Origin of the sequence: Novosphingobium aromaticivorans DSM 12444, from assembly GCF_000013325.1 — a bacterium.
Taxonomy (GTDB): Bacteria; Pseudomonadota; Alphaproteobacteria; order Sphingomonadales; family Sphingomonadaceae; genus Novosphingobium; species Novosphingobium aromaticivorans.
Window position 1 is genome coordinate 1572793 of record NC_007794.1, and the last position, 22691, is coordinate 1595483.

Consider the following 22691-nt stretch of genomic DNA (forward strand, 5'->3'; position numbering starts at 1 on the left):
CGGGACGGGATTTCGCTATGGGTGATGCCAGTGAACGTCGTCGGCACTCAAGCCGGCAGGGAGGGGGTTCCCCGACTGGGGCCCTCAGATTAAGTTACTTTGATTTCGGCGCCGGTTCACAAATCCAAATAATTGTTCTTGCATGGTATTAGTATCTGAGCACGGACACTCCAATCGAGGCATCGGAGGGATTTTATGAATATAGAAGTGTCCGTGCTAGATTATTTATTCGTTAATTATATTGAATTATAAATATTCTAGATTGTCAGAAGGGATGGATATCGAAGTGGGGCATCTCCCTTTGGACGGAGAGATGATTTTTCACTTCAACGTAAAGCCGCTATACCCCTGGGCTGCCGCATCGTCGCAAATTTCACGATAACGCCCCAAACCGCCGACATAGACCGGAAAAGTGCGCGGCTTGCCCGGCACATTTGCACCCGTGTACCAAGTATTGGCGGTTGGATAGAGGGTCATGGATCCCAGCGTCGTTACCTTGTTCATCCACCAGTTTTCGGCACCGGCATCTGCTTCGATCGATCGCAGTCCGTTGGCGTCCAGGTGTCGAATGCAGTCGCATATCCAGTCGACATTTTGTTCGGCGAGCAGGATGAAATTGGCCAACGCAGATGGACCGTTGGGGCCAGAGATCAGGAAGAGGTTGGGGAAGCCTTCGATCATGAGGCCAACATGCGAGCGCCCGCCGTCAGCCCACTTGTCTTTCAGGCTACGACCTTCCTTGCCTTCAATGTCGATTGACAGCATCGCGCCGGTAAGTGCGTCGTAGCCGATGGCGGCGATGATGACGTCCACCTCCACCACACCATCGGCGGTGCGGATTCCGTTTTCGGTAATCTCGATGATCGGATGCTCCAGGCAATCCTTCAGCGTGACGTTTTCCCGGTTATAGGTCTCGTAGTACCCGGTATCCAGGCAAGGGCGCCGAGCGAAAATCGGGTACCCGCGGGGGGTAAGGCGGCGCGCCGTGTCAGGGTCATTGACGACCTCTGCAATCTTCCCACGCACGAACTCTGCAACGACTTCGTTGGCTTCGCTGTTCGTGAGCAAGTCTGAAAAGAGGCCGAGAAAGTGGGAGCCGCCGCGTTGCCAGGCTTCTTCCATCAGCTTTTCCCGTTCTGCGGGTGTGACGCTGAAAAGCGGACGATGGGTAATCGGCCGAATCCCTCCGGTCATCGAGTGCCGGGCCGCCTTGCGAAGCCCCGGATAATGGGCCTTGATATGGGCAACATAGTCTTCCTCAAGCTTTCGATTGCGCATCGGCAATGTAAAGCTCGGCGTCCGCTGATAAACGTACAGATGCTCCGCCTGTTCGGCAACGACGGGGACGATCTGGATACCCGATGATCCCGTACCGATTACCGCAACTCGCTTGCCCTTCAGATCGACATCGTGGTGAGGCCACTTTCCCGACAGGTAGATCGCGCCCTTGAAGGTGCTTGTGCCTGGAAGATCAAGCTGCTTCGGAACGGAAAGTGGCCCGGTGGCCATAAGGCAATATTTGGCTTCGAACACATCGCCGCAATCGGTTTGGACCCGCCACAATGTCCTCTCGTCATCATAGCGCACCGAGGTGGCGCGCGTGTTGAAGCTTATGTCGCGCTTCAGGTCCAGTTTGTCGGCGACGAAGCGCGCATACGCGAGGATTTCGGGCTGCGCGGCGAATTGCTCGCTCCATGCCCACTCTTGCTGGATATCGTCCGAGAAAGAGTAGCTGTAGTCGATGCACATCACGTCGCAGCGCGCGCCCGGGTAGCGGTTCCAGTACCAGGTACCGCCGACATCGTCGCCCGCTTCGATCAGGTGAGTATCAAGCCCCATGTTGCGCGTACGGTGCAAGGCATACATGCCGCCGAAACCAGCACCGATGATCAGCGTGTCGAGGCGGCGAGGTGCCTTCGCGTGCGAGCTATTTACCTGTTGCATAGAACATCCTTGGGGTAGTTCGGGAACTGATCCCGTGGCGCTGGAAAGCGTCCGGCTAGTGCAGCGACGCGCGGGTAAGGTTGCGGGGTGCGACTCAGTCGGCAGACGGCCCGGTGGCGATCTGTCGTTGTGCGATCTCCATGCCGGTGCGGTAGTCGCTCTTGCCATTCGCGTGTCGCGGCAGCACTGCGACACGAATGATCGTGCGCGGCTGCTTGTAAGCGGCAAGATCGTGCGACAGGGCGGTGCGGATGACCTCGTCATCGGGAGAGGGGCCGGCCTCGATCAGCGCTGTCACCACGCTTCCCCATTTTGGGTCGGGCAGGCCGAACACCATGGCATCGGCGACGCCGTTTACGCGCTTCAGCGCCTCTTCGACCTCTTCAACGAAAACCTTCTCGCCTCCCGTGTTGACGCACATGCTGTCGCGACCGAGGAGGCGAAGTCGCCCATCGGGCAAGCGTTCTGCCATGTCGCCGGGAACGGCCAGGCGCTCGCCGTCGATGATGCGATACACGCTGGCGGTTTTCACAGGATCGCCATGATATCCGCTGGCGAAGGGCGGACGTCGGGCCAGCCAACCCTTGCCTGCTTCATCGCTTCCGAGCACTCGATCCCTGTCAGGGTCGATAAGCACCGTATGCGGTGCGGGTTCGAACAGCCCGGTGGGCGTGGCGCGATCCTTTGTCGTGATTGCATAACCGAAGCCCGAAGCCTCGGAGGCGCCCAACGTGTCCAGCAATGTGATGCCGGGCAGGGCCTCGAGCAGCGCTTCCTTGACCTGCTGCGACCACATAAGGCCGCCCGACGAGATCAGGCGCAGCGAATCCAGGTTCCAACGTTCCCGATTGGCAGCCAGCGTATCGGCCATGGGGCGTGCAAATGCGTCTCCGACGATCAGGATGCGCGTGACGCGATTGCGCGAGGCCTCCTCCCACAACTCCAGCGCACTGAATCTGTTCGATGGCAGAAGCACTACGGTCCCGCCAATGAGCAGTTCTGCCAGGGAACTGGTCAGCCCGGCCCCGTGCATGAGCGGGCAGGCAGGCATGACGCGCCCAGCGCGGCCCGCCAAGACCTGCGCCACATGGTCATCCATGCTGGCAGGGGAAGTCACTGCGACCGGAGATTCCAATTGCGTCTGCCGCGCGTCTGCAGCGCGCCACATCACCCCCTTCGGCCGTCCGGTCGTGCCACCCGTATAGAGCAGATAGCCGTCGTCAGGGGAGCGCTCGATCCCGAGAGGCTCGGGGTCGCCGATGGTCACGATGTCGTCATAGGCACCGCCATCGCCGATCTGTACTGCATAGCTAAGGTGATCGATGGACCCATTGATCAGCGGGGCCACAACCGGTGCGAATTCGTCCTGGTAAAAGATTGCTGCGGCCTGACAGTCGCGCAGGACGTATTCGATTTCGGATGTTGTGTAGCGGTAATTGAGGTTGACGTGCGCCAGTCGCGCCTTGAACGCAGCAGCGGCAATCTCGATGAATTCCGGAATGTTGCGTGCGAGAATGGCGACGCGGGCGCCGGTAGGCAGGCCGGCTGCCAGCATGGCGCGCGCCAGCCGGTTCGTCCGCGCGTCGAAATCCCCCCATTCGACGACCCGGTCTCCGCGGATGATGGCGGGGCGATCGCCGGGCACATTTGCGGCGGTCGCATCCAGTAGGTCTCCAAAGTTCCAGTCCATGGACTTACCCTCAGCGACCGAGAAACACGGGCGGCCGCTTTTCGACGAAAGCGGCGACGGCTTCCCCGGCATCGTGCGACGACGCCAGCTTGGCGGTATTTCCCTGCTCGTAAATGTAGCCGTCGCGCAGCGTCATGTTCTCGATGGTGCGCATGCTGTCCTTGGCATAGCGCGTCGCGAGCGGGCTCTTGGATGCGATCACTGCAGCCATGTCCATGCAATAGGGCAGCAGCTCGTCGGCAGGCAGACATGCCTCGATGATGCCTCGGCGATACATTTCGGATGCAGGCACCCGATAGCCAGTCAGCATCATGCGGCGCGTCAATGAATGAGGCACGATACGTGACGAGTGCTTGCCTCCACCCATTAGTCCTACGTCGATTTCCGGGAGGCCGAACACGGCATTTTCAGACGCGACGATGATATCGCAGCTCGCCACCAGGCCGAATCCGGCTCCGAGTGCTGGGCCGTTCACAGCGGCGATGACGGGCTTCGCACAATCGGCAATCGCGTAGGCGACTTCGCGCACAATACGATTGCGGCTCCAGCGGGCTCCAGGCACCGAAAGGTCAGGTCGCCCTTTGAGGTCGGCTCCAGCGCTGAAGCATTTTCCTGCGCCAGTCAGGACCGCGACGCGCACGTCTTCCTGATCGTTGAAGCTGTCAAAGACTTCAGTCAGTTCTTGCAGCATTTCCATGGCAATGGCGTTGACAGGTGGGTTGGCCATTGTAACGACGGCCACGTTGTCTTTAACGTCGGTTAGAATGCTGTTCATGTGCCTCTCCAATTCTTGGAGGCAGATGGCAAAAGATGTGTGTTGTTTAGAAGTGGAAGCGCCTGCCACGTCGGTAAATCGCACTCTGGATTGACGCCTTCGAAATCAAAATCAGCCGGTTGATTTTCCATGTCTGGCGCGCGCCGACATTGCTTGGCGCGGTTGAAAATAAGACGGGAAGCCGTCGCCAGCCAGGCAGGCGTTGGCTCACTTTCAGCCACCGCAGCTCTTCTGGACCGTTCGCATTGGCGGACGGCGCATGCGCGACTTACAAGGGGAGGAGAGGATGATGAGCAGTTACTGTAAGATTCTTTTGGCGACCGCCAGCCTTGCAGCAGTCACTGTTGCTGCACCCGCTATGGCGCAAGAGACTGTGGGCCAGGGCGCGGTGCAGAACGATGATGGATTGACCGACATCGTTGTTACCGCGACGAAGCGGGGGGCGGCACAGAACGTTCAGAACGTTCCGATCGCAATTACCGCATTCGGGGTCAACGAGCTGGACAGCATCCACGCCCGATCGATCGCCAGTGTCAGCTACGCGGTGCCGAACGCGTCGTTCGAGAGCCCGGGGACGACCCCAGGCTACGCAAACTTCACGATCCGCGGCCTCGGCATCAACAGTTCGATCCCTTCAATCGACCCGACGGTAGGCGTTTTCGTCGATGGCGTTTACCTTGGCGTGAGCGCTGGCGTTCTCTTTGATACCTTTGATCTCGAGGGGGTGGAAATCCTGCGCGGGCCGCAGGGGCTGCTGTTCGGCCGCAACGTCACTGGCGGCGCGGTTCTGTTGCGCACAACCACCCCTTCGAACCGGTTTCGTATGGACGCCAGGGCCAGCCTTGCGACAGGGCTTGAAAAGCGGGCCAGCATCTCGGTATCCGGGCCGCTTGCTGGCGACGTCCTGAGCGGAAAGATCGCCGTCTACTATAACGATGACAATGGCTGGTTCAAAAACGACTTCGACGGCAAGAAGATCGGCGGCAGCGAAACGCTGATCGTTCGGCCCGCGTTGCGCTACCAGCCTAACGATGGCGTGGACCTCGTTCTGCGCTACGAGCATGGCCGGATGCGAGGTGACGGCGCGGTCTCCTCCAATCACGGGCTTTACCCGCGCGACAGCTTCGGCGTGAACCAGAACTATGTCGGCTTCATCAAGGCAGACTGGGACCAGGGCGTCAGCGAGCTCAACGTCGATACCGGCTTCGGTGACGGGAAGATCACCAACATCGCGGCTGTCCGCGCCATCGATAACGATGCGGGTACCGATATCGACGCTTCTCCCGCAACTGCACTGCATGCCCGTAACAAGATCAAGCAATGGCAGTTCAGCAACGAACTGCGTTACGCAGGCACCTTCGGTGATGTCGATGTGACGACCGGTCTGTTTTACTTCTATCAGGATCTTCAATACGCCGAGCAGCGCCTTCTTTCGGGCGGCGCGCTGACCGTATCGGGCGGTGGACGTCAGAAGCAGCACACCGGTGGCGTTTTCGCCAACCTCGACTGGCATGTTAGCGACATGCTGACGCTCAGCGCAGGCGCGCGCTATTCGGCCGAAGAGAAGGCTGTCCGGGTGCGCTCGATCGGCGTGGCGGGCTGTGATCTCGATGCCTTGCGGTGCAGCTTCAACTTCACCGACAAGCACAGCTGGAGAGGCTTTACCCCACGTCTCGGTGTGCAGTTCAAGCCGAACGATGACACGATGCTGTATGCGTCCTTTGCGCAGGGCTTTCGCAGCGGCGGGTACAACTTCCGCAATCTCAATCCCAACGTGAACCCGGGACCGTTCAACCAGGAACGCCAGAATGCATACGAGGTCGGTCTGAAGCAGGAATTCGGCCGCATTGCGCGCGTCAACATTGCCGGCTTCTACAACAAGATCAAAGGCGCGCAGCGTGAGTTTCAGGCTCCGTTCCCGCCGTTTGGCAACTTCCAGATCATTACCAATGCCGCCGACGTTTCGATCAGGGGGATTGAAGGCGAACTGCTTTTCAAACCGGCGCGCGGCCTGACTGTTTCCGGGCAATTCGGGTACAGCAAGGGCAAGTATGACAACATTCGATTTGATCTCAACGCCGACGGCGCGATCAACAAGGCGGACTATGCCCTCAAGCTGCCAAGGCTTTCTCCGTGGAGCTATGGCGGATCGATCACCTACGCAACTGCTGTGGGTGATGGCTTCGATGCGGAAGCGCGCGTTGGCGCAAATCATCGCGATGCTTCGTTCTTCAACGACCAGAATACCGGCCTGCTGCCTGCGGCAACCATGGTCGATGCAAACCTGTCGATCACCCATGGTCGGGCGAAGGTGTCATTCTATGGCAACAACCTCCTGAACGAGGTGACCTTCGCGATCGAATCTCCGCTTCCATTCTTCCCTGGTTCCACGTTCTCGCCTCTTAACAAGGGCAGAACCTACGGGATCGAGCTTTCCTACAAGATCTGATCTACTTCAAAATCAACTGAGCCCGCCGATTGGCGGGCTCAGCTTTTTCTGGATCTGGTGTGCCATGATGCTGGCCTGAACGCCGAGTGGCGGAACGACCTGCCCGATCTCCGGAAATAAAATTCGAGCGGGAAGGGTGTGTTTTAGCCGGCAGACCTGCTTATTTACGGCCTACCGAAGCTCCGGTACTCAGACTGCGGTCTGTATCGCCTGCAGATGTGCAGCGATCCTCTCGCCCCAGCTTTTCCGGAGGCGCGGTGGCCCATCATGGCCCATCGTATCATCAACTTCGATCGTGGCACCCGGGATCGCTTCTGCAGTTTCCTTGGCCTTGTCGAGCGGAATGACTTTGTCGTGCCTGCCGTGAAGGATCAGGGTCGGCACGGGAAGCGTGCCAAGCGCCTCTCGCAGATCGGGCGCCGCAATAATGGCGGCAAAGTGCCGTGCGGTGCCTCCTGGATGCACGCCGCGGCGCCAGGCAATCCGGGCACCCTCGACGACGCGATCCTCGTCATAGTCTTCAGCCATACAATTCGCTTTTGCCACGCCCAATTGCCGGGCGACGTAGGCCTCTTCGTCGAGTGATCCCTCGGCCATAAGCCGATCGAGCGCAGCATCGGTGACCACGTCGGCCATCGACCGGCACATTGCCATGACCAACGCCAGGCTAAGTACCCGCTGAGGATGAAGTACTGCCAGTTGTTGCGCAACCAGCCCGCCGATCGACCGCCCGGCGAAATGTGCAGCCTCAATTCCTTCCGCATCCATCACTGCCAGCACATCGTGTGCCATATCGGCGATACTGTAGGGAGGCGGAGTGCTGCCTGCTCCAAGTGCTCCTGCCTTGATTGCATGGAGGTCGGGCTTTTGGTCGACCAGCGCCGTCGAACGTCCGGTGTCTCGATGGTCTATGCGGATGGGTACGAAGCCTGCCGATACCAGGGGGGCGTAGAAGGTGTTGTCGAAGTCGGTCGAGGGGCGCCCCGCACCTGCAAGCATGATTACCGCCGGGCCATCACCCTCGGCCATGCGTTCATAGAAAATGCTTGCAGGCGGGTTGGTTGCGAAAGGCATGATGAATAATCTCCTCAGCCTGCCTTATGATGAAGTAAATCTTGAGGCACGAATTGGACCGGGCAATCGCTCCGTAAATCAGCATTTTGATTGTTGCTCCGCTTCGGATGCCTCCGCCTGCAAATCACGGCCGGACGCCTAGGTTGCCGCCTCGCATGTAAGGGCAACAAGCCCGTCACGGAGAGGCTGATGACCGGCGATACCATGATTGCTCCCACTGAAGTCCCGCCTTCGCGGATGCCTTATGGTGCCCTCTGCCTGTTGATGGTGGTCTATGCGTTCAACATGCTGGATCGGCAGATAGTGACCATCCTCGTAGAGGCGATAAAGGCTGATCTTGGTCTTGCAGACTGGCAGATCGGGATTATCAGCGGCCTCGCCTTTGCGATCTTTTACACCTTGCTTGGCATACCGCTCGCACGGATCGCGGACCGCGGAAACCGGGTTGGAATGATCGCGGTCTCTTTGACTGTCTGGAGCGGCTTCACTGCGCTGTGCGGGTTCTCGCGCAATTTTGTCGAGTTGCTTGTCGCACGCGTCGGTGTCGGCGTTGGCGAAGCAGGATGCACTCCTGCTGCGCACAGCCTCATCACGGATTATGTCGCACGCGCGCAACGCGGCCGAGCACTCGCCCTTTATTCGTTGGGCGTGCCGATCGGCTCGCTCGCTGGCCTTGTTCTCGGCGGTATATTGCTGGCCACTCTGGGTTGGCGATCCGCTTTCGTGATTGCCGGTCTGCCCGGGATTATCCTGGCGGTGATCGTCTGGTATGCACTTGAAGAGCCGCGCAAACATTTGGTCGCGGCCCGGGAAACGGGGCCTGCGCACATACCGCTGGCACAAGCTCTCGCTACTTTGCGTCGATTGCCAAGCTTTTGGTTGGTCTCGCTTGGCACCGCAATGGCTGCCTTCGGCTACTACGGCCAGTCGTCGTTTTTCGCTTCGCTCTACCTGCGCACGCATGGAGCAGGGATCGATGAAATGGCCATGGGTCACGATATGTCGCCAACTGTGTTCCTGGGGCTGAGCCTGGGATTCATCGTCGGAATCGTGGGTATGGCCGGCACCTTTGTCGGCGGACTTCTGGCGGATCTGGCCGCGCGGGGCGGGGTCAAGGGCTATACGGTAGTTCCGGCGACTTCGCTCATCCTGGCGGCACCGCTATTTGCGGCTGCGGCGCTTGCCAATACGGTCGCACTGTCCTTCGCGTTTCTCAGCTGTGCAATCTTCGTCCACGCGCTCAACTACGGTTCGGTCTTTGCTTCTGTGCAGACCCTTGTTCCCGCAAGGTTGCGCGCGATGGCGGCCGCGCTGCAGTTGTTCGTGACAAACGCGATTGGCCTCGCGCTTGGCCCGCTGTTCGTGGGCCTTGCTAGTGACCTGCTGGGCTCCATGCTCGGCAAGGAGCAGGGCTTGCGTGTCGCGATGGCGCTAGTCGTGCTACCGCTGGCGGTCGGGGCCGCATTTTTCTGGGCTGCGAGCCGCCGGATCGATGCCGACGAGGCTCTAGGTGCGCGTCTGGGGGCCGCCCTCCCTTAATTTGAAAAGTGGCCGCATGCATCTCCGCTTCCCGTTCGTGGCCCGGCGGGAAGGATTTTCTGCTTGAGCAGGGCGCGCTTGAAGCTCGGGTGCTGCAGGGCTGTTCTGTCTGGGAAAGGTTTTGCGGGGAGACTGACAGCTCCGTCGCTTGATCTTTCCCAGTCATGGAACATAATAGGAACATATGCGAATCGTTCCTGCCCTGATGCGCGAAAGCGCGGCGCCTTTGGCTGCGTGCCGACGCCCGTTCGGCATTGCCTCGCTCGATGCCGCGTTAGGGGGGGGATTGGCGCGGGGGCGCATCCACGAAGTCTATGCGGCTGAAGGCGATGATCTCGCCAGCGCCGCAGGATTTGCCGTGGGTGTGGCAACATGCATGACCCATCCGGGCAAGACGGTACTGTGGCTGCGAGTGCAACGGAGCGTCCGCCAAGGTGGGGTGGTGCAGGCCCGTGGTTGGGCCGAACTTGGCGGTGCGCCGGGGCTTGGGCTGATGGGTTTAGTACCCGATACCAAGGCTTTGTTGCGTGCTGGCGTCGATGCCTTGCGCTGCGCTGCCTTGGGGGCAGTGATCGTCGAAGGCTTCGGCGCGATGCGCGAACTCGACCTGACCGCTAGCCGCCGCCTTGCCTTGGCCGCCGAAAGATCGAGCGTGCCGTTGGTGCTGCTGCGTCATGACGCAACGCCCGTGCCCAGCGCGGCACAGACCCGCTGGCAGGTGACCGCTGCGCCCTCGCATGCCTTGCCCGGCAACGCGCCGGGAGTGCCGACCTTCGATGTGACCTTGCTGCGTCAGCGCTCGGGTCCCTGTGGCCTCGACTGGCGGCTGGAGTGGGACCGTGACCGACGTATATTCCGTGAAGCGACGTTATCTGGCGCTATGGTTTCCCCTCCTGCCCACCGACCGTCTGCAAATCCAGGAGGGGGCGACCGACAGGCCGCCTGAATCTCCTCTGGCGCTGACCGCCAAGATCAGGGGGGCATTGCGCTTGTGCGCGGCCAACAGGAATGCGCAGGCGCTGGGCATCGTCCCGGGCCTGACGCTCGCGGATGCGCGTGCGCTGCATCCCGACCTTGTCGTGGCCGACATGAACGAGGACGCCGACCGGCACTGGCTACAATGGTTGGCCGAACATTGCCTTGGTTGGTCCCCGCGCGTTGCCACCATTCCGCCCGATGGCATCATCGTCGACATTACAGGCAGCGAACACCTTTTTGGCGGAGAGACGGGCCTTGTCGCGCAAGCCGAGGAAACCTTCGCCGCGATCGGGGTGAGTGTGCGCATGGCCGTCGCCTCCACCGCACAAGGCGCCCAGGCTTTGGCGCGTCATGCGCGTTTCGCCATCACGGATGAGCGGCAGGCATTGCGCGATCTGCCCGTGCTTGCGCTGGGTCTGGAAGACGAGGCGACTGTCGCCCTGCGTCGCGCAGGATTGAAGACTATCGGCGATGTCGCGTCGCGGCCAGCGACCAGCATCGCGGCGCGCTTTGGTGCGGATGCGGTAACCGCGTTGCGCCGCCTTCTGGGGGATGAACATGTCCCGATTGATCCGCTGGCACAACCTGAACCGCTGCACTTCGAGCGTCGCTTTGCCGAGCCGGTTGCGCTTCAGGCGAGCATTGCCGCCTGCTTTTTCGACTTGTTGCGCGATGCCGGGCGCGCACTGGAAGAACGCAGCCTTGGCGGCCGGCGCTTTGTGTTGACGTTGTTTCGCAGCGATGGTGCACGCCATCGCCTGGCGATCGAGACGGGCTTGCCCACGCGGGATCCCGCGCCGGTTCTGCGCCTGTTCGACGAGCGCATCGGAAGTTTGGCCGATCCGCTCGATCCCGGCTTCGGATATGATCGTATCACGTTGTTCCTTCCCGTGACCGAGCCGCTAGCCGCCAGCCAGCCAACGCTCGATGGAAGCGGGCAGGAAACGACTGAGGTGGCAGATCTGATCGACCGCCTGAGCACACGACTGGGATCGGGTAGCCTGTGTCGGCTGGTCCCGCGGGACAGTCACATTCCCGAACAGGCCCAGCTTGCCCTGCCTGCGATCCATGCACCTTCCCCGGTCCATTGGCCCGCCCCGCCGGAAGGCGAACCGCCGCTGCGTCCGCTGTTCCTGTTTGATCCCCCGCAGTCGATTGAAGTGATCGCCGAGGTACCCGATGGCCCTCCGCACCGTTTTCGCTGGCGACGTAAGCTGCACGAGGTGCGGCTCTATGAAGGGCCAGAGCGGATCGCGTCGGAATGGTGGCGCCGCAAGGGTGGCGAAGTTCCCGGCAAGGGTGGGCTGACCCGAGACTATTACCGGATCGAGGACGTGCGCGGGCGGCGCTACTGGATATTCCGCCATGGGCTTTATGACGAGAAGCCCGATCCTCGTTGGTACCTGCACGGACTGTTCGCATGACTGGGTCCCAGCCCTTTGCCGAACTGGTCTCTGCCACCAATTACAGCTTCCTGCGTGGGGCTTCGCATCCCGCGCAGATGGTCGCGCGGGCACACCAGCTTGGCATGGCAGGATTGGGCGTGGCCGATCGCAATACCGTTGCCGGAGTGGTGCGCGCGCACGTGGGCTGGCGCGAAGTAGGGGGACTTGCCAGTGGCTTCCGATTGGCGGTCGGAGCCAGGCTGGTCTTTGCCGACGGAACGCCGGATGTGGTGGCCTATCCCTCCACGCTTCGTGGCTGGCGCCGGCTGACGCGGCTGTTGACGCTTGGCAACAGGCGGGCGCAAAAAGGCGATTGCACGCTCTACCTGTCGGATCTCCTGGACCATGCCGACGATCTTTTGCTGATCGCCACCGGTCACGATCGGCGGGTGCTGGAAAAACTGAGGGAAGCACGTCCCGGCGCGGTGTGGCTGGCCGTTACGATGCAGCGTGGCGGCACCGACGCACGGCGGTTGGCCCAGGCACAGGCTCTGGGCGCGGCGTGTGGCGTGCCCCTTCTGGCCACCTGCGATGCGCTCTATGACCATCCCGATGCGCGGCCGCTGCACGATGTTCTGACGTGCATTCGCGAAGGCGTGACCATTGCCGAGGCAGGGCAACGTCTGCTCGCCAATGCGGAACGCCATCTCAAACTCCCTGCGGAAATGGCTCGCCTTTTTCGGAGTCATCCCGAAGCCGTGACGGCCAGCGTCGAGATATTGTCGCGTATCACCTTCACGCTCGACGACCTGCGCTACGAATATCCGCACGAGCCAGTACCCGAGGGCTGGCAACCGCAGGCGTGGCTGGAACATCTGGTGCAACAAGGGGGGGAGGCGCTGTTCCCCGATGGCTTGCCGGAGAACTACCAGGCCGTGCTGAGGCAAGAGTTTTGCCTGATCCGGAAGAAGAACTACGCTTACTATTTCCTCACCGTGCACGATATCGTGCGCCACGCTCGCAGCCTCGATCCGCCGATCCTGTGCCAGGGCAGAGGCAGTGCGGCCAATTCGCTGGTCTGCTATTTCCTGGGTATCACCCCGATCGACCCGGTGCGCGAACAGCTGCTGTTCTCGCGTTTCCTGTCCGAAATGCGCGACGAGCCGCCCGATATCGACGTGGACTTCGAGCATGAGCGCCGCGAGGAGATCATGCAGTACATCTATGCTCGCTATGGCCGCGAACGGGCGGGCATCGCCGCCACCGTGATCCACTATCGTCCACGCAGTGCCATCCGCGAAGTGGGCAAGGTGCTGGGGCTGACCGAGGACGTGACGGCGCGGCTCGCGTCTACCATCTGGGGCAATTGGGGCAAGGATGTGCCGGAAGCCTACGTGGCGGAGGCCGGGCTGGATATTGCCAACCCCGTGGTCGCACGGCTGAAGGCGCTGGTCGATCAGTTGCTGACCTTTCCCCGCCATCTCTCGCAGCATGTCGGCGGCTTCGTACTGACCGAGTCACGGCTCGACGAACTGGTACCGATCCACAATGCCGCGATGCCTGACCGCACGTTCATCGAATGGGACAAGGACGATATCGACGCGCTGGGGCTGATGAAGGTCGACATTCTGGCGCTGGGAATGCTCACCGCCATCCGCAAGAGCTTCGACCTGCTGCGCAGGCACGACGTGGCAGACCTGACGCTGGCCTCCGTCCCGCACGACGACAGGGCGACGTATGCTATGCTCAAGCGGGGTGACAGCATCGGCACCTTCCAGGTCGAGAGCCGCGCGCAGATTGCCATGCTGCCCCGCATGAAGCCCGACTGTCTCTACGATCTGGTCATCCAGGTCGCGATTGTCCGCCCCGGGCCGATTCAGGGCGGCATGGTCCATCCCTACCTGCGGCGGCGCAACGGCGAGGAAGCGGCGGTCTTTCCCAGTCCCGCGCCGCCTCACGATCCGCATGAGTTGCACAAGGTACTGGGCAAGACGCTGGGTGTGCCGCTGTTTCAGGAACAGGCGATGAAGCTGGCCATCGTCGCGGCCCGTTTCACCCCCGCACAGGCCGATGGCCTCAGGCGCGCAATGGCCACGTTCCGTCACCATGGGACGGTCCACAACTACGAAGACCTGCTGATCGATGGCATGGTGGCACGCGGCTATGAACGTGAATTCGCCGAACGCTGCTATGAACAGATCAAGGGGTTCGGCGAATATGGCTTTCCCGAAAGCCACGCGCAGGCTTTCGGGTGGCTGGCCTATGTCTCGTCATGGCTCAAATGCCACCACCCGGCCGCTTTCACCTGTGCACTGCTCAACAGTCAGCCGATGGGCTTCTATGCCCCGGCGCAACTCGTTCGCGATGCGCAACAACATGGCGTGGAAGTCCGGGCGGTGGATGTGAACGCCAGTCATTGGGATTGTACGCTGGCAGGGGGAAAGGGTGGCCCATTTGCGCTGCAGCTTGGCTTTTCCCGTATCGACGGTTTCCGCAGGGCTTGGGCCGAAGCGTTGGCGCAGGCCCGCCACGATGGCATGTTTACCTCGATCGAGGACGTTGCCCGCCGTGCCGAGATGCCCCCTCAGGCCTTGCGCAAGCTAGCCGATGCCGATGCGTTCGGATCTCTGGCATCCTCGCGCCGTGATGCGCTGTGGGATGTCCGCCGCACGCCCCCCACGCAACTACCCTTGTTCGCCTTTGCCAATGCTCCGGAGCTCGGGCAGGAACCCGATGCCCGCCTTTCCGCGATGCCGCTTCCCGAAGAAGTGGTGGCCGATTACCAGACCACACGGCTGTCGCTGAAGGGTCACCCCATGCAATTCCTGCGGGATGCGCTGGCCCGCAAAGGCGTGCTGTCCTGCGCTGAAGCCAATACCGCTGCGGATGGTCGCAAGGTCCGCGTCGCCGGTGTTGTTCTTACCCGCCAGCGTCCTGGCAAGGGCAATGCGGTGTTCATCACGATTGAAGATGAAACCGGCGTGGTCAACGCACTGCTCTGGGCGCGCGATCTCGACAAGCAGCGCCGCGCCGTCATGGCCGCTCGCTTGATGCTGATCGAAGGCGAAATTCAGAAGAGCAAGGAAGGCGTGGTCCACCTTATGGCCGCGCGGATCATGGATCGTACCGACCTTCTCGACCGCCTGACAGATCGGGAGCAGGTGAGGCCCGCTGTTTCACGCGGCGACGAGGTCCATCGCCCCCAATACCCCCGCCTGCATGCGCATCCACGCGATGTAAGGGTCCTGCCCAAATCCCGGGATTTTCGCTGACGCCCCGAATTCAGCGAAATCCCCATTCCCATGTCAACGTCATTGCTGGCGCTAGTCAGACGGCAAATAGTTGATGCCCCTGGTCAGATGATGCCTAGCCGCTGAGCGGTGCGAGCGGCCGGGATCAGAAGATGCCGGATGAGCAATTCCTGCTTGCAAGGCATGGAGACGGGCTCGGGCGTTTCGAGCGGGAAGGGCAGGCGACCTGGATCGTCCTTGGCCAGGGCGTCGGCCAGAAGCTTGCCCATGAGAGGGGCCATGACATTGCCCCAGGCGTTGAAATACATGAGGCCGTAGACGCCATCCTGAAGTTCGAAAACGCCCGGAAATTGACGGTCGCGCATCGCCACTCGCCCGGTCCAGTATGTCTCCATCTCGATCGTCATCCCGCGCGTGGCAGGCCATGTCCGATGCAGCCAGCGAAGTTGCGAACGGAAGTGCCAATCCGCATCCTTTGCTCCGCCACTGCGAGGGATCGAAGACAGGATCAGGCGGTGGTGCCGATCGCGTACGATCGGATTCAGGTCGACCGGCACCTGCGCGAAAGTGCCGCCGCCGGGCAGCACAAGCTCGAGCGCCTCCGGCGGCAGGGGGCGAGTGGTGATCGCATAGGCGGTCAGCGGGTAGAATGCGTCCTGCAGGGCGGGGACTGCCTTTCCCGGATAGGCATTGGTGCAGAACACGACCCTGTCCGCAGTCACGCTTCCATGCGCGGTACGCACGCACCAGCGAGAGCCGGTCCGGTTGATCGACAGCGCTTCGCTGTCTCCATGAACCCGCGTGCCCATACGTGCAGCGGCCGCGATCATGCCGTTGGTAAACAGATAGGGGTTCACCCGCCCACCGTCCTCGAACAACACGCCGTAGGGGTAGGCCCCGGTGCCGAGGCGGCGGTGCATCTCCTCCGGCGACAAGGGGACAAGGCGCTGGATGCCGGCGCGCTCCAGATCGCCATGCTGGCGCCGGAAGGCGTCCAACGCGCGCTCGCTGCGCATGCCGTTGACGTAGCCACTGCGCACGGCGTCGCAGTCGATCCCGTGGCGGCGCGACAGGTCGTAGGGGATGGTCAGGTGTTCCCGGAACAGCTCAAGGAACCGTCGACCACCGTCAGTGTACTTCTCGAGGACGTTCAGGTCGCGCAGGATCGGCAGTACGTGGCCCGCATTGCGACCCGACGCACCCCAGCCCGGCTGCCGCGCTTCGATCACCGTCACCGCAACACCCGCTTCGGCCAGATGAAGCGCCAGAGACGAACCGGCAAGACCAGCCCCGATGACGGCAACACTCGTCTCGGTATCTCCTTCGAGAACGGGCCAGGGGTGCGAGATGCCTTGCGGCATCGTCCATCCGCTGAGCGTGACGGGCACCTCGCCGCGTTCGAAGTCGGCGTTCGACGGCATTTGTAAATTCATGGAAATCGGCTCACGCATGCATGGAATTGGGCTGGCTCATGGAGCCAAGGCGACAGGCAAGGGCCGCCGCCAGAAGGCACGCGGCGAACAGGCCAAATGGCAGGACGTAGCTTCCGCTTACGTCATGCAGCCAGCCAGTCAGTACGGGGGCGAGGGCACCTACGAAGCCGTTTATGGTGAAGACGATGCCGAGCAGGGAGGCAAAGCTTTGCGGGCCTACCAATTCGCCCAGAAGCAGCGACGCGGATTGCGACGGAAGGCCTGCCACGCCGCCCCAAAAAACGACGAAGCCGATCGTCGCGAAAAGTCCAAGCGCCCCTTGGTGACCGATGCCAAGCAAGGCGAAGGTCCCGAGAGCCTGCACTGCGACGATAGCGGGAAGGAGCCTGTGGGCGCTAACGCGATCGGAAAGAAGGCCGCCGATCAGAAGGCCGGGCAGGCTCATGAAATTGGTGAGGCTGTAGAGGTCGACCGCCGCGCTGTCAGTCAGGCCGTTCTTGCGGAGAAAGGCGACGATATTGAACAGGACACCGTTCATGCACAGTTGGCTGACGGTCAATGCGGCCGTCAATATCCAGAAGGCAGGAAGCCGCAGTGCGGCGGTTCGGGGCCGGCGCGCCGCGTCGCCGGGATCGATGCATTCGTCGTGCTGGCCGATCGAGAGCGTGCCGGGCAGGAAGCGCACGAGCAGCGGGCAAAGCAGCACACCAGCCATGCCGACGATCCGGAAGGCGGTGCGCCAGCCCACGGTTTCGATCAGGTATGCGGTGAAGATCGGCATCGCCGAACTGGCAAGAGCACAGCTTCCGATGAACAGTGCGATGGCCAAGCCCCTGTTCTTGCGGAACGCGCTGGTGATGACGGCGATACCGGGGACGATCGTCGCCGCACCTGCGCCAAAACCGGCAAGGCCCATTGCTACCATGAATTGCCAAAGCTGGGTGACCGATCCCGCCGCCGCCCATCCGGCGGCGGCAACCAGGCAACCGCCGGCGAAAATCGCCCGCACGCCGAGACGCTGCATGGCCGGGCCGACCGCGAGATTTGCGACACTCATGCCCAGCAGAAGCGCAACGGGCCCTGCGCCTAGCTCGGTCTCGTTCCACCCGAACCTTGCTTGCATGACCGCGGTATAGACGGTCAGCGAGACGAGCATGCCGCCGATGAGGACGAAGCCGGCGAGTGCCAGCGGAATGAGCAGCAGCCAGTTTTCGCGGACGGGCACCGTGGGATTGTCTGAAATGCGCGCGTGCATTCAGGCTACCGCCTGGATGGACGAGGAAAGCGATCGGACTCTCCGCCCTTGTCGAGCCCCACGGTTGCCCGATATGAGCGCGGCATGGCACGTGGAAACATCCGGCCCGGCGGGCGAACCGAGCGGGTAAGGCAGGCAGTTGCCGCTACCGTCCTGCAATTCATCAGGAGCGGGGCAACCGATTTCACGATGATCGACGTGGCCGACCGTTCGGGCATTGCACGTTCGACCATTCATGCGCGTTGGCCATCGCGCGATGCGCTCGTGGCCGAGGCGCTCCGTTCCCACAATTCCACATTCAACGTGGAACTGCGCGAGGACTGGCGCGAACACCTTCGCCACGTCGCCAAAGTCTTCCGGGATTTTTCCGCGCGACCGGACGAGATCGCGATCAACGCCCTTACGGCAAACCTCGCGCCCGGTTTCCTCACCGAGGAAACCCACCGCCAGTGGCAGACCATCTCCGAAGAACTGGCCGCGCCTTTGCGCGCGGCGCAAAGAGCGGGGGATGTGCGTGAGGACAGGGACCCTACTCTCGTGGTCTCGACGCTGTTCACGTCGATAACCGCGCTCATCCTCATCGCAAAGGACGTTCCCTCCGATGCCTACGTCGAGCAACTGGTCGAGTTGCTGATCGCCGGTTGTGAAGCCAGATCCTGACTTCGCCTCGTTGGCATGACACGCCGCCAGCATCAGTAGGTGATCCGGGCATCCAGGCCCACCGTGCGCGATTTCTTGAACGAAGCGCTGCCGTAGCCGAGGCTGCCGAAGTCGATCCCGAAATCGATGTTGCGCTGGTCTGTCAGATTGTCGCCCCACAGACCCAGCCCGAGCCGTGCCGTGCCGAGAGCAATATCGTCGAGTGCGATCCTGGCGCGCAGGTTGTGGTCAGGTCTTGAGCGTATGTCGCGGTTGAAGGTGTTCAGCCTGTCCAGTGTGAACCAATACACCGTGCTGCGATAGGAATAGTCGGCACGCAGCGACAGTCTGCCGATGCCCACTTCGTGATCGTACTGTGCGCCTGCGTGTGCGTTGAACCGCGCCGCCTGCGACATTCGCGCCTCGCTGGCGACATTGACGACCTCGTCCGTTGCCGGGTCGACATACAAGTAGGTCTTGTACTTGGGGGCAGTGTACCCCAGCGAGCCGTCGAACGTCAGGCCCGGGGCGGGCAGGGCAGTAAGTTCGGCCTCGATGCCTCGATATGCGACCTTGCCGGCGTTGACGATTGCAGAGGTCGCGCCGCCGGTCCCGGCGAGGAACTGCGATATCTGGAGATTGCGATAGTCGACGTGGAAGACCGCAAGGTTTGTGCGCAGGCGGCGATCGAACCATTCGGCCTTCACCCCGGCTTCGTAGGACACGATCTTTTCCGGCGCGAAGACGTTGATCTCCGACGCGGAGGGATTGATGCCTCCCGCCCGGAACCCGCTCGAAACGCGGATGTAGCCCATTACCCCGGGGCGCAGGCGGTAGCTGGCCGAGGCCAGCCACGAGACATTGTCATAGCTTGCCGAGCCATCAAGATTTGGCTGAACGTCTCCGGCGAGCGTCAGCCACTTGCGATCGTGCGTGTAGCGCAGGCCTCCGGTCAGTTCGAAGTCGCCGTTGCCCGGAGAAAAGCTCACCTGCCCGAATACGGCATGTGAACGCGCCTTTCCGTTGAAGGCCTGGAGCGGGAAGAGGTTCACCGCAGCTTCTCCACCGGGCAGGACGTAGGACAAGGTCTGGTAGTTCGCCTCGGACGATGTCTCGTCGAAGTAGAATGCACCCGCGACGTACTTGATCGGCCCAGCCTCGCCAAAGATTTGCAGTTCCTGCGAGAACTGGTGCTGCCGCTGGGTGGTATAGCCATCGTAGAGGTTCACCGGACTTATGCCTTCGGGCACTACGCTGCCGTCGACAAACAGCACCGGACTCAGTGTGAAACCAAGCATATTGCCGTTCCCGGAAAGACCGTTGGCTCCGTCCTGGCGATAGCTGCGATAGGCGGTGATGGACTTGACCGTGAGGTGTGGCGCAGCCTGCCACGCGAGCGTCAGCGAATGGCCGTAGACCCGCGCCTTCACGCTGAAGGTCAGCCGTTCGGAGAGGTCCGTGGCGGGCAACTGCTGGCCTTGTCGCAGGCCGACCGGGCCGATCTGGAACGGCGCGCCGCCAAACGATTCCGACTGGCCGAAGTAGTTTTTGACGTCGTCACTGGCCGCAACGACCTGGAAGAACGCCGGCACGCCTTCGCGGGTGTTGTAGTCGAAGGCATAATTGGCGGTCAGATCACCAAAATCGCCTTGTACCGCGGCGGTCACCGCTTCGCTGTTGAGCGCGCCGGGGTCACGGCTGGATTTGGCCAGCGTGTTGTCGAAATAGCCGTTCCTCTGGCGGTGCATGTATGAAACGGAGGCGCGCAAGGGGGTATTGCCCAAGGGGCCGGTATCGAGCCGGACGCGGGCGAACCAGTCCTCGAACGTGCCATAGCCGAACTTGGCTTCCGCTCCCGGCGATTGCGCCGGCTTGCGGCTTACCAGTTGGATCGCGCCGCCGACGCTGTTGCGACCGAACAGGGTGCCTTGCGGGCCGCGTAGCACCTCGATCCGCTCAAGGTCGACGAGGTCGAAGATCGCCCCGGCGGAGCGGGCGATGTAGACGCCATCGAGATAGATGCCGACTCCTTGCTCCGAAACGGCGCTTGGCGAGGCATTGCCGATACCGCGAATATAGACCGATGCCGCCGTGATTGACGCCGGCTGGGCGCCGATGCTGAGGTTGGGCGTGAACTGCGCGGTAGCTACGACATCCCGCACGTTGAGCTTTGCAAGCAGTTCGCCGGTAAGAGCCGTGACCGCCACAGGAGTGGTCTGCAGATTTTCCCGGGTCCGCCGCGCCTCGACCACGATTTCGCCCAGCTGCGCGGCCTCTGCGCGTTGATCCTGCAATGGGGCGGCCTCCATCGTCTGGCCGTGCGCGCTGCCGCAGCATGCGACGCACGCAGCGCCAGTCATGAGTCCGGCGCGCATGATCCGATGATTCGTCATGAAATCCTCCCGTTTTCCCGCAGTTCAAGGATCGCGACGCGAACTTGCCTGCATTTTGCAGCTTGAGATTTGACACAGGCTACGAATTTAAACAATACATAATGTAGCGTTAGTGGGGCTTGCGCAGGGCAGGTCCGCCCGCAGACGAGCGCCGCAGCTTGGGAGAGCGATTGGAATGAAGACCTTGTCACGCCTCGCACGCCGGGATTTCGGCCCGGCCTGCCCCGTCATCGGCGCGCTCATGAGGGAGGTCAGCCGTGCGCAAGCATGAGGCATTCGACTATGTCATCGTTGGTGCCGGTTCGGCCGGTTGCGTCCTCGCAAACCGGCTATCGGCCGATCCCGACGTGAGTGTCCTGGTACTCGAGGCGGGCGGGCGCGACACCAGTCCGTTCATCCACATGCCGGCGGGCTTCTTCCAGTTGTTGCAGAGTGGCAGCAATGCCTGGCACTACCAGACGGCGCCGCAGGAGCACCTGAACGGCCGCGTACTTGCCGACGCCCGAGGCAAGGTGCTGGGCGGCAGCAGTTCCATCAACGGCATGTGCTACAGCCGCGGCAGTCCCGAGATATTCGACCACTGGGCGGAACTCGGCAACGATGGCTGGTCATACAAAGACGTGCTGCCCTGGTTCCGCAAGGCCGAGGGCAACCCGGGCGCCGATCCTTACTTCCACGGCCAGGATGGTCCCTTGTCCGTTACCCATGCTTCGGTCACCAACCCGGCGCAGTTGGCCTGGCTTCGGGCTGCGCAGGAAGCAGGCTTTCCCTACAGCGACGACCACAACGGTGCCGCCCCGGAGGGCTTCGGGCCGGGGGAACACACAATCCGCAACGGGCGGAGGATCAGCACGGCTGTCGCGTATCTCAAACCGGCGATGCGACGTCGCAACCTCGTTGTACGAACTCGCGCGCATGCCACGCGGGTCTTGCTCGAGGGCGCGCGCGCAACAGGAGTGGAATATCGGCAGGGAAGGGCGCTGCAGAAGGTCCACGCCAGTCGCGAAGTGATCCTTTGTGGTGGCACTTTCCAGTCGCCGCAATTGTTGATGCTGTCGGGCATCGGAGACGGCGCACATCTTCAGCCGCTCGGTATACGTACGGTGGTCGACCTGAAAGGCGTGGGCCGCAACCTCCACGATCACATTGGCACGCAAGTCCAGATGACCTGCCCAGAGCCCGTGTCCGACTTCTCGGTAGCGACGAACCCGTTGCGGATGGCGCTGGCGGGCCTTCAGTATCTCGTCGCGCGCAAGGGGCCTCTGGCCCGGAGCGGAACCGACGTCGTTGCCTATCTGCGCTCGGGCGCGCCCGGGCACGATGAACTCGATCTCAAGTTCTATTTCATCCCGCTGCTGTTCAACGAGGGTGGCGGCATTGCACGGCAGCATGGCTTCTCCAACCTGGTTATCCTGACCCGGCCCGAAAGTCGCGGGGAGCTGCGCCTCCGCTCTGCCAACCCGGTGGATCAGCCGCTGATCGATTCGAATTACCTGGCGGAAGGGCGCGACCGCGATGCGCTGCGCCGCGGGGTTGGCATTGTTCGCCGGATCTTTGCCCAGCCTGCGTTTGCCCGCTTTCGCGGCGTCGAATGCACGCCGGGCGCCGACATTGCCGATGACGTTGCGCTCGATGGCTTCTTCCGCGAGACCTGCAACGTCAATTACGAGGCCGTGGGCACCTGTCGGATGGGTGATGACGAACTCGCCGTGGTCGATCCGGGGTTGCGAGTTCGGGGTGTGGAAGGTCTTCGCGTCGTTGACGGGTCGGTAATGCCCCGCATCACGACCGGGGACCCCAATGCGACGATCGTGATGATCGCGGAAAAGGCCGCACAGATGATCCTCTGATTAAATGCGGCGGCGCTCCCTGGTGACAGGGGCGCC

The 22691-nt window shown here is 62.0% G+C and carries 15 protein-coding genes; 7 read left to right on the forward strand and 8 right to left on the reverse strand.

Going from position 1 to position 22691, the window contains the following annotated elements; genetic code table 11:
- Positions 1-321: 321 nt before the first annotated feature.
- From SARO_RS07670 to SARO_RS21000, 4 genes are all read right to left on the reverse strand, one after another.
- On the reverse strand, positions 322-1944 hold the full coding sequence (locus SARO_RS07670) for a flavin-containing monooxygenase (RefSeq protein WP_011445181.1): 1623 nt from the start codon (positions 1942-1944) through the stop codon (positions 322-324).
- 94 nt (positions 1945-2038) lie between these two features.
- On the reverse strand, positions 2039-3634 hold the full coding sequence (locus SARO_RS07675) for an acyl-CoA synthetase (protein WP_011445182.1): 1596 nt from the start codon (positions 3632-3634) through the stop codon (positions 2039-2041).
- Between the two features lie 10 nt (positions 3635-3644).
- Entirely contained in the window at positions 3645-4409 is a 765-nt protein-coding gene (locus tag SARO_RS07680) for an enoyl-CoA hydratase/isomerase family protein (protein WP_011445183.1), read from the reverse strand.
- On the reverse strand, positions 4406-4630 hold the full coding sequence (locus tag SARO_RS21000; RefSeq protein WP_143004906.1) for a hypothetical protein: 225 nt from the start codon (positions 4628-4630) through the stop codon (positions 4406-4408). Before SARO_RS21000 ends, SARO_RS07680 begins: the two co-directional genes overlap by 4 nt.
- 65 nt (positions 4631-4695) lie before the next feature.
- Between SARO_RS21000 and SARO_RS07685 the strand changes: the two genes are divergently transcribed.
- Positions 4696-6858: a TonB-dependent receptor gene (locus tag SARO_RS07685; protein ID WP_011445184.1), complete on the forward strand. Its 2163-nt coding sequence runs from the start codon at positions 4696-4698 to the stop codon at positions 6856-6858.
- A 189-nt stretch (positions 6859-7047) separates the two neighbouring features.
- Here SARO_RS07685 and SARO_RS07690 read toward each other — a convergent pair whose 3' ends face one another.
- Entirely contained in the window at positions 7048-7932 is an 885-nt protein-coding gene (locus tag SARO_RS07690) for an alpha/beta fold hydrolase (protein ID WP_011445185.1), read from the reverse strand.
- A gap of 189 nt (positions 7933-8121) precedes the next feature.
- On the opposite strand from SARO_RS07690, the gene SARO_RS07695 reads away from it, so the two are divergent.
- The 4 genes from SARO_RS07695 to SARO_RS07705 all read left to right on the forward strand — a co-directional run bounded on the left by SARO_RS07695 (position 8122) and on the right by SARO_RS07705 (position 15106).
- Entirely contained in the window at positions 8122-9471 is a 1350-nt protein-coding gene (locus SARO_RS07695; RefSeq protein ID WP_011445186.1) for a spinster family MFS transporter, read from the forward strand.
- 184 nt (positions 9472-9655) lie between these two features.
- Positions 9656-10417 (forward strand): ImuA family protein, encoded by a 762-nt coding sequence (locus SARO_RS20635; protein WP_011445187.1) that lies wholly within the window; start codon positions 9656-9658, stop codon positions 10415-10417.
- Positions 10311-11873, forward strand: a complete 1563-nt coding sequence (locus SARO_RS07700) for a Y-family DNA polymerase (RefSeq protein WP_041550861.1) — start codon at positions 10311-10313, stop codon at positions 11871-11873. The genes SARO_RS20635 and SARO_RS07700 overlap by 107 nt, the downstream gene beginning before the upstream one ends.
- Entirely contained in the window at positions 11870-15106 is a 3237-nt protein-coding gene (locus SARO_RS07705) for an error-prone DNA polymerase (RefSeq protein ID WP_011445189.1), read from the forward strand. Before SARO_RS07700 ends, SARO_RS07705 begins: the two co-directional genes overlap by 4 nt.
- A gap of 83 nt (positions 15107-15189) precedes the next feature.
- On the opposite strand, the gene SARO_RS07710 is transcribed toward SARO_RS07705, so the two are convergent.
- Both SARO_RS07710 and SARO_RS07715 read right to left on the reverse strand, forming a co-directional pair.
- Positions 15190-16506, reverse strand: a complete 1317-nt coding sequence (locus SARO_RS07710; protein ID WP_234007419.1) for an NAD(P)/FAD-dependent oxidoreductase — start codon at positions 16504-16506, stop codon at positions 15190-15192.
- A gap of 22 nt (positions 16507-16528) precedes the next feature.
- Positions 16529-17773, reverse strand: coding sequence for an MFS transporter (locus SARO_RS07715; RefSeq protein WP_011445191.1), 1245 nt, complete (start codon positions 17771-17773; stop codon positions 16529-16531).
- An 84-nt stretch (positions 17774-17857) separates the two neighbouring features.
- Between SARO_RS07715 and SARO_RS07720 the strand changes: the two genes are divergently transcribed.
- Complete coding sequence (locus SARO_RS07720) at positions 17858-18433, forward strand: TetR/AcrR family transcriptional regulator (RefSeq protein WP_011445192.1); 576 nt, start codon at positions 17858-17860, stop codon at positions 18431-18433.
- A 32-nt stretch (positions 18434-18465) separates the two neighbouring features.
- Here the strand turns inward: SARO_RS07720 and SARO_RS07725 are convergent, their stop codons facing one another.
- Positions 18466-20805, reverse strand: coding sequence for a TonB-dependent receptor (locus SARO_RS07725; protein WP_011445193.1), 2340 nt, complete (start codon positions 20803-20805; stop codon positions 18466-18468).
- A 257-nt stretch (positions 20806-21062) separates the two neighbouring features.
- Between SARO_RS07725 and SARO_RS07730 the strand changes: the two genes are divergently transcribed.
- Entirely contained in the window at positions 21063-22655 is a 1593-nt protein-coding gene (locus SARO_RS07730; RefSeq protein ID WP_011445194.1) for a GMC family oxidoreductase, read from the forward strand.
- Positions 22656-22691: the final 36 nt, after the last annotated feature.

Coding starts and splice junctions, on each gene's coding strand:
- SARO_RS07715 (WP_011445191.1), bottom strand. CDS start 17,773: ATGCACGCGCGCATTTCAGACAATCCCACGGTGCCCGTCCGCGAAAAC.
- SARO_RS07710 (WP_234007419.1), bottom strand. CDS start 16,506: ATGCCGTCGAACGCCGACTTCGAACGCGGCGAGGTGCCCGTCACGCTC.
- SARO_RS07685 (WP_011445184.1), top strand. CDS start 4,696: ATGATGAGCAGTTACTGTAAGATTCTTTTGGCGACCGCCAGCCTTGCA.
- SARO_RS07705 (WP_011445189.1), top strand. CDS start 11,870: ATGACTGGGTCCCAGCCCTTTGCCGAACTGGTCTCTGCCACCAATTAC.
- SARO_RS07690 (WP_011445185.1), bottom strand. CDS start 7,932: ATGCCTTTCGCAACCAACCCGCCTGCAAGCATTTTCTATGAACGCATG.
- SARO_RS07675 (WP_011445182.1), bottom strand. CDS start 3,634: ATGGACTGGAACTTTGGAGACCTACTGGATGCGACCGCCGCAAATGTG.
- SARO_RS07670 (WP_011445181.1), bottom strand. CDS start 1,944: ATGCAACAGGTAAATAGCTCGCACGCGAAGGCACCTCGCCGCCTCGAC.
- SARO_RS07720 (WP_011445192.1), top strand. CDS start 17,858: ATGGCACGTGGAAACATCCGGCCCGGCGGGCGAACCGAGCGGGTAAGG.
- SARO_RS20635 (WP_011445187.1), top strand. CDS start 9,656: ATGCGAATCGTTCCTGCCCTGATGCGCGAAAGCGCGGCGCCTTTGGCT.
- SARO_RS07725 (WP_011445193.1), bottom strand. CDS start 20,805: ATGACGAATCATCGGATCATGCGCGCCGGACTCATGACTGGCGCTGCG.
- SARO_RS07680 (WP_011445183.1), bottom strand. CDS start 4,409: ATGAACAGCATTCTAACCGACGTTAAAGACAACGTGGCCGTCGTTACA.
- SARO_RS07695 (WP_011445186.1), top strand. CDS start 8,122: ATGACCGGCGATACCATGATTGCTCCCACTGAAGTCCCGCCTTCGCGG.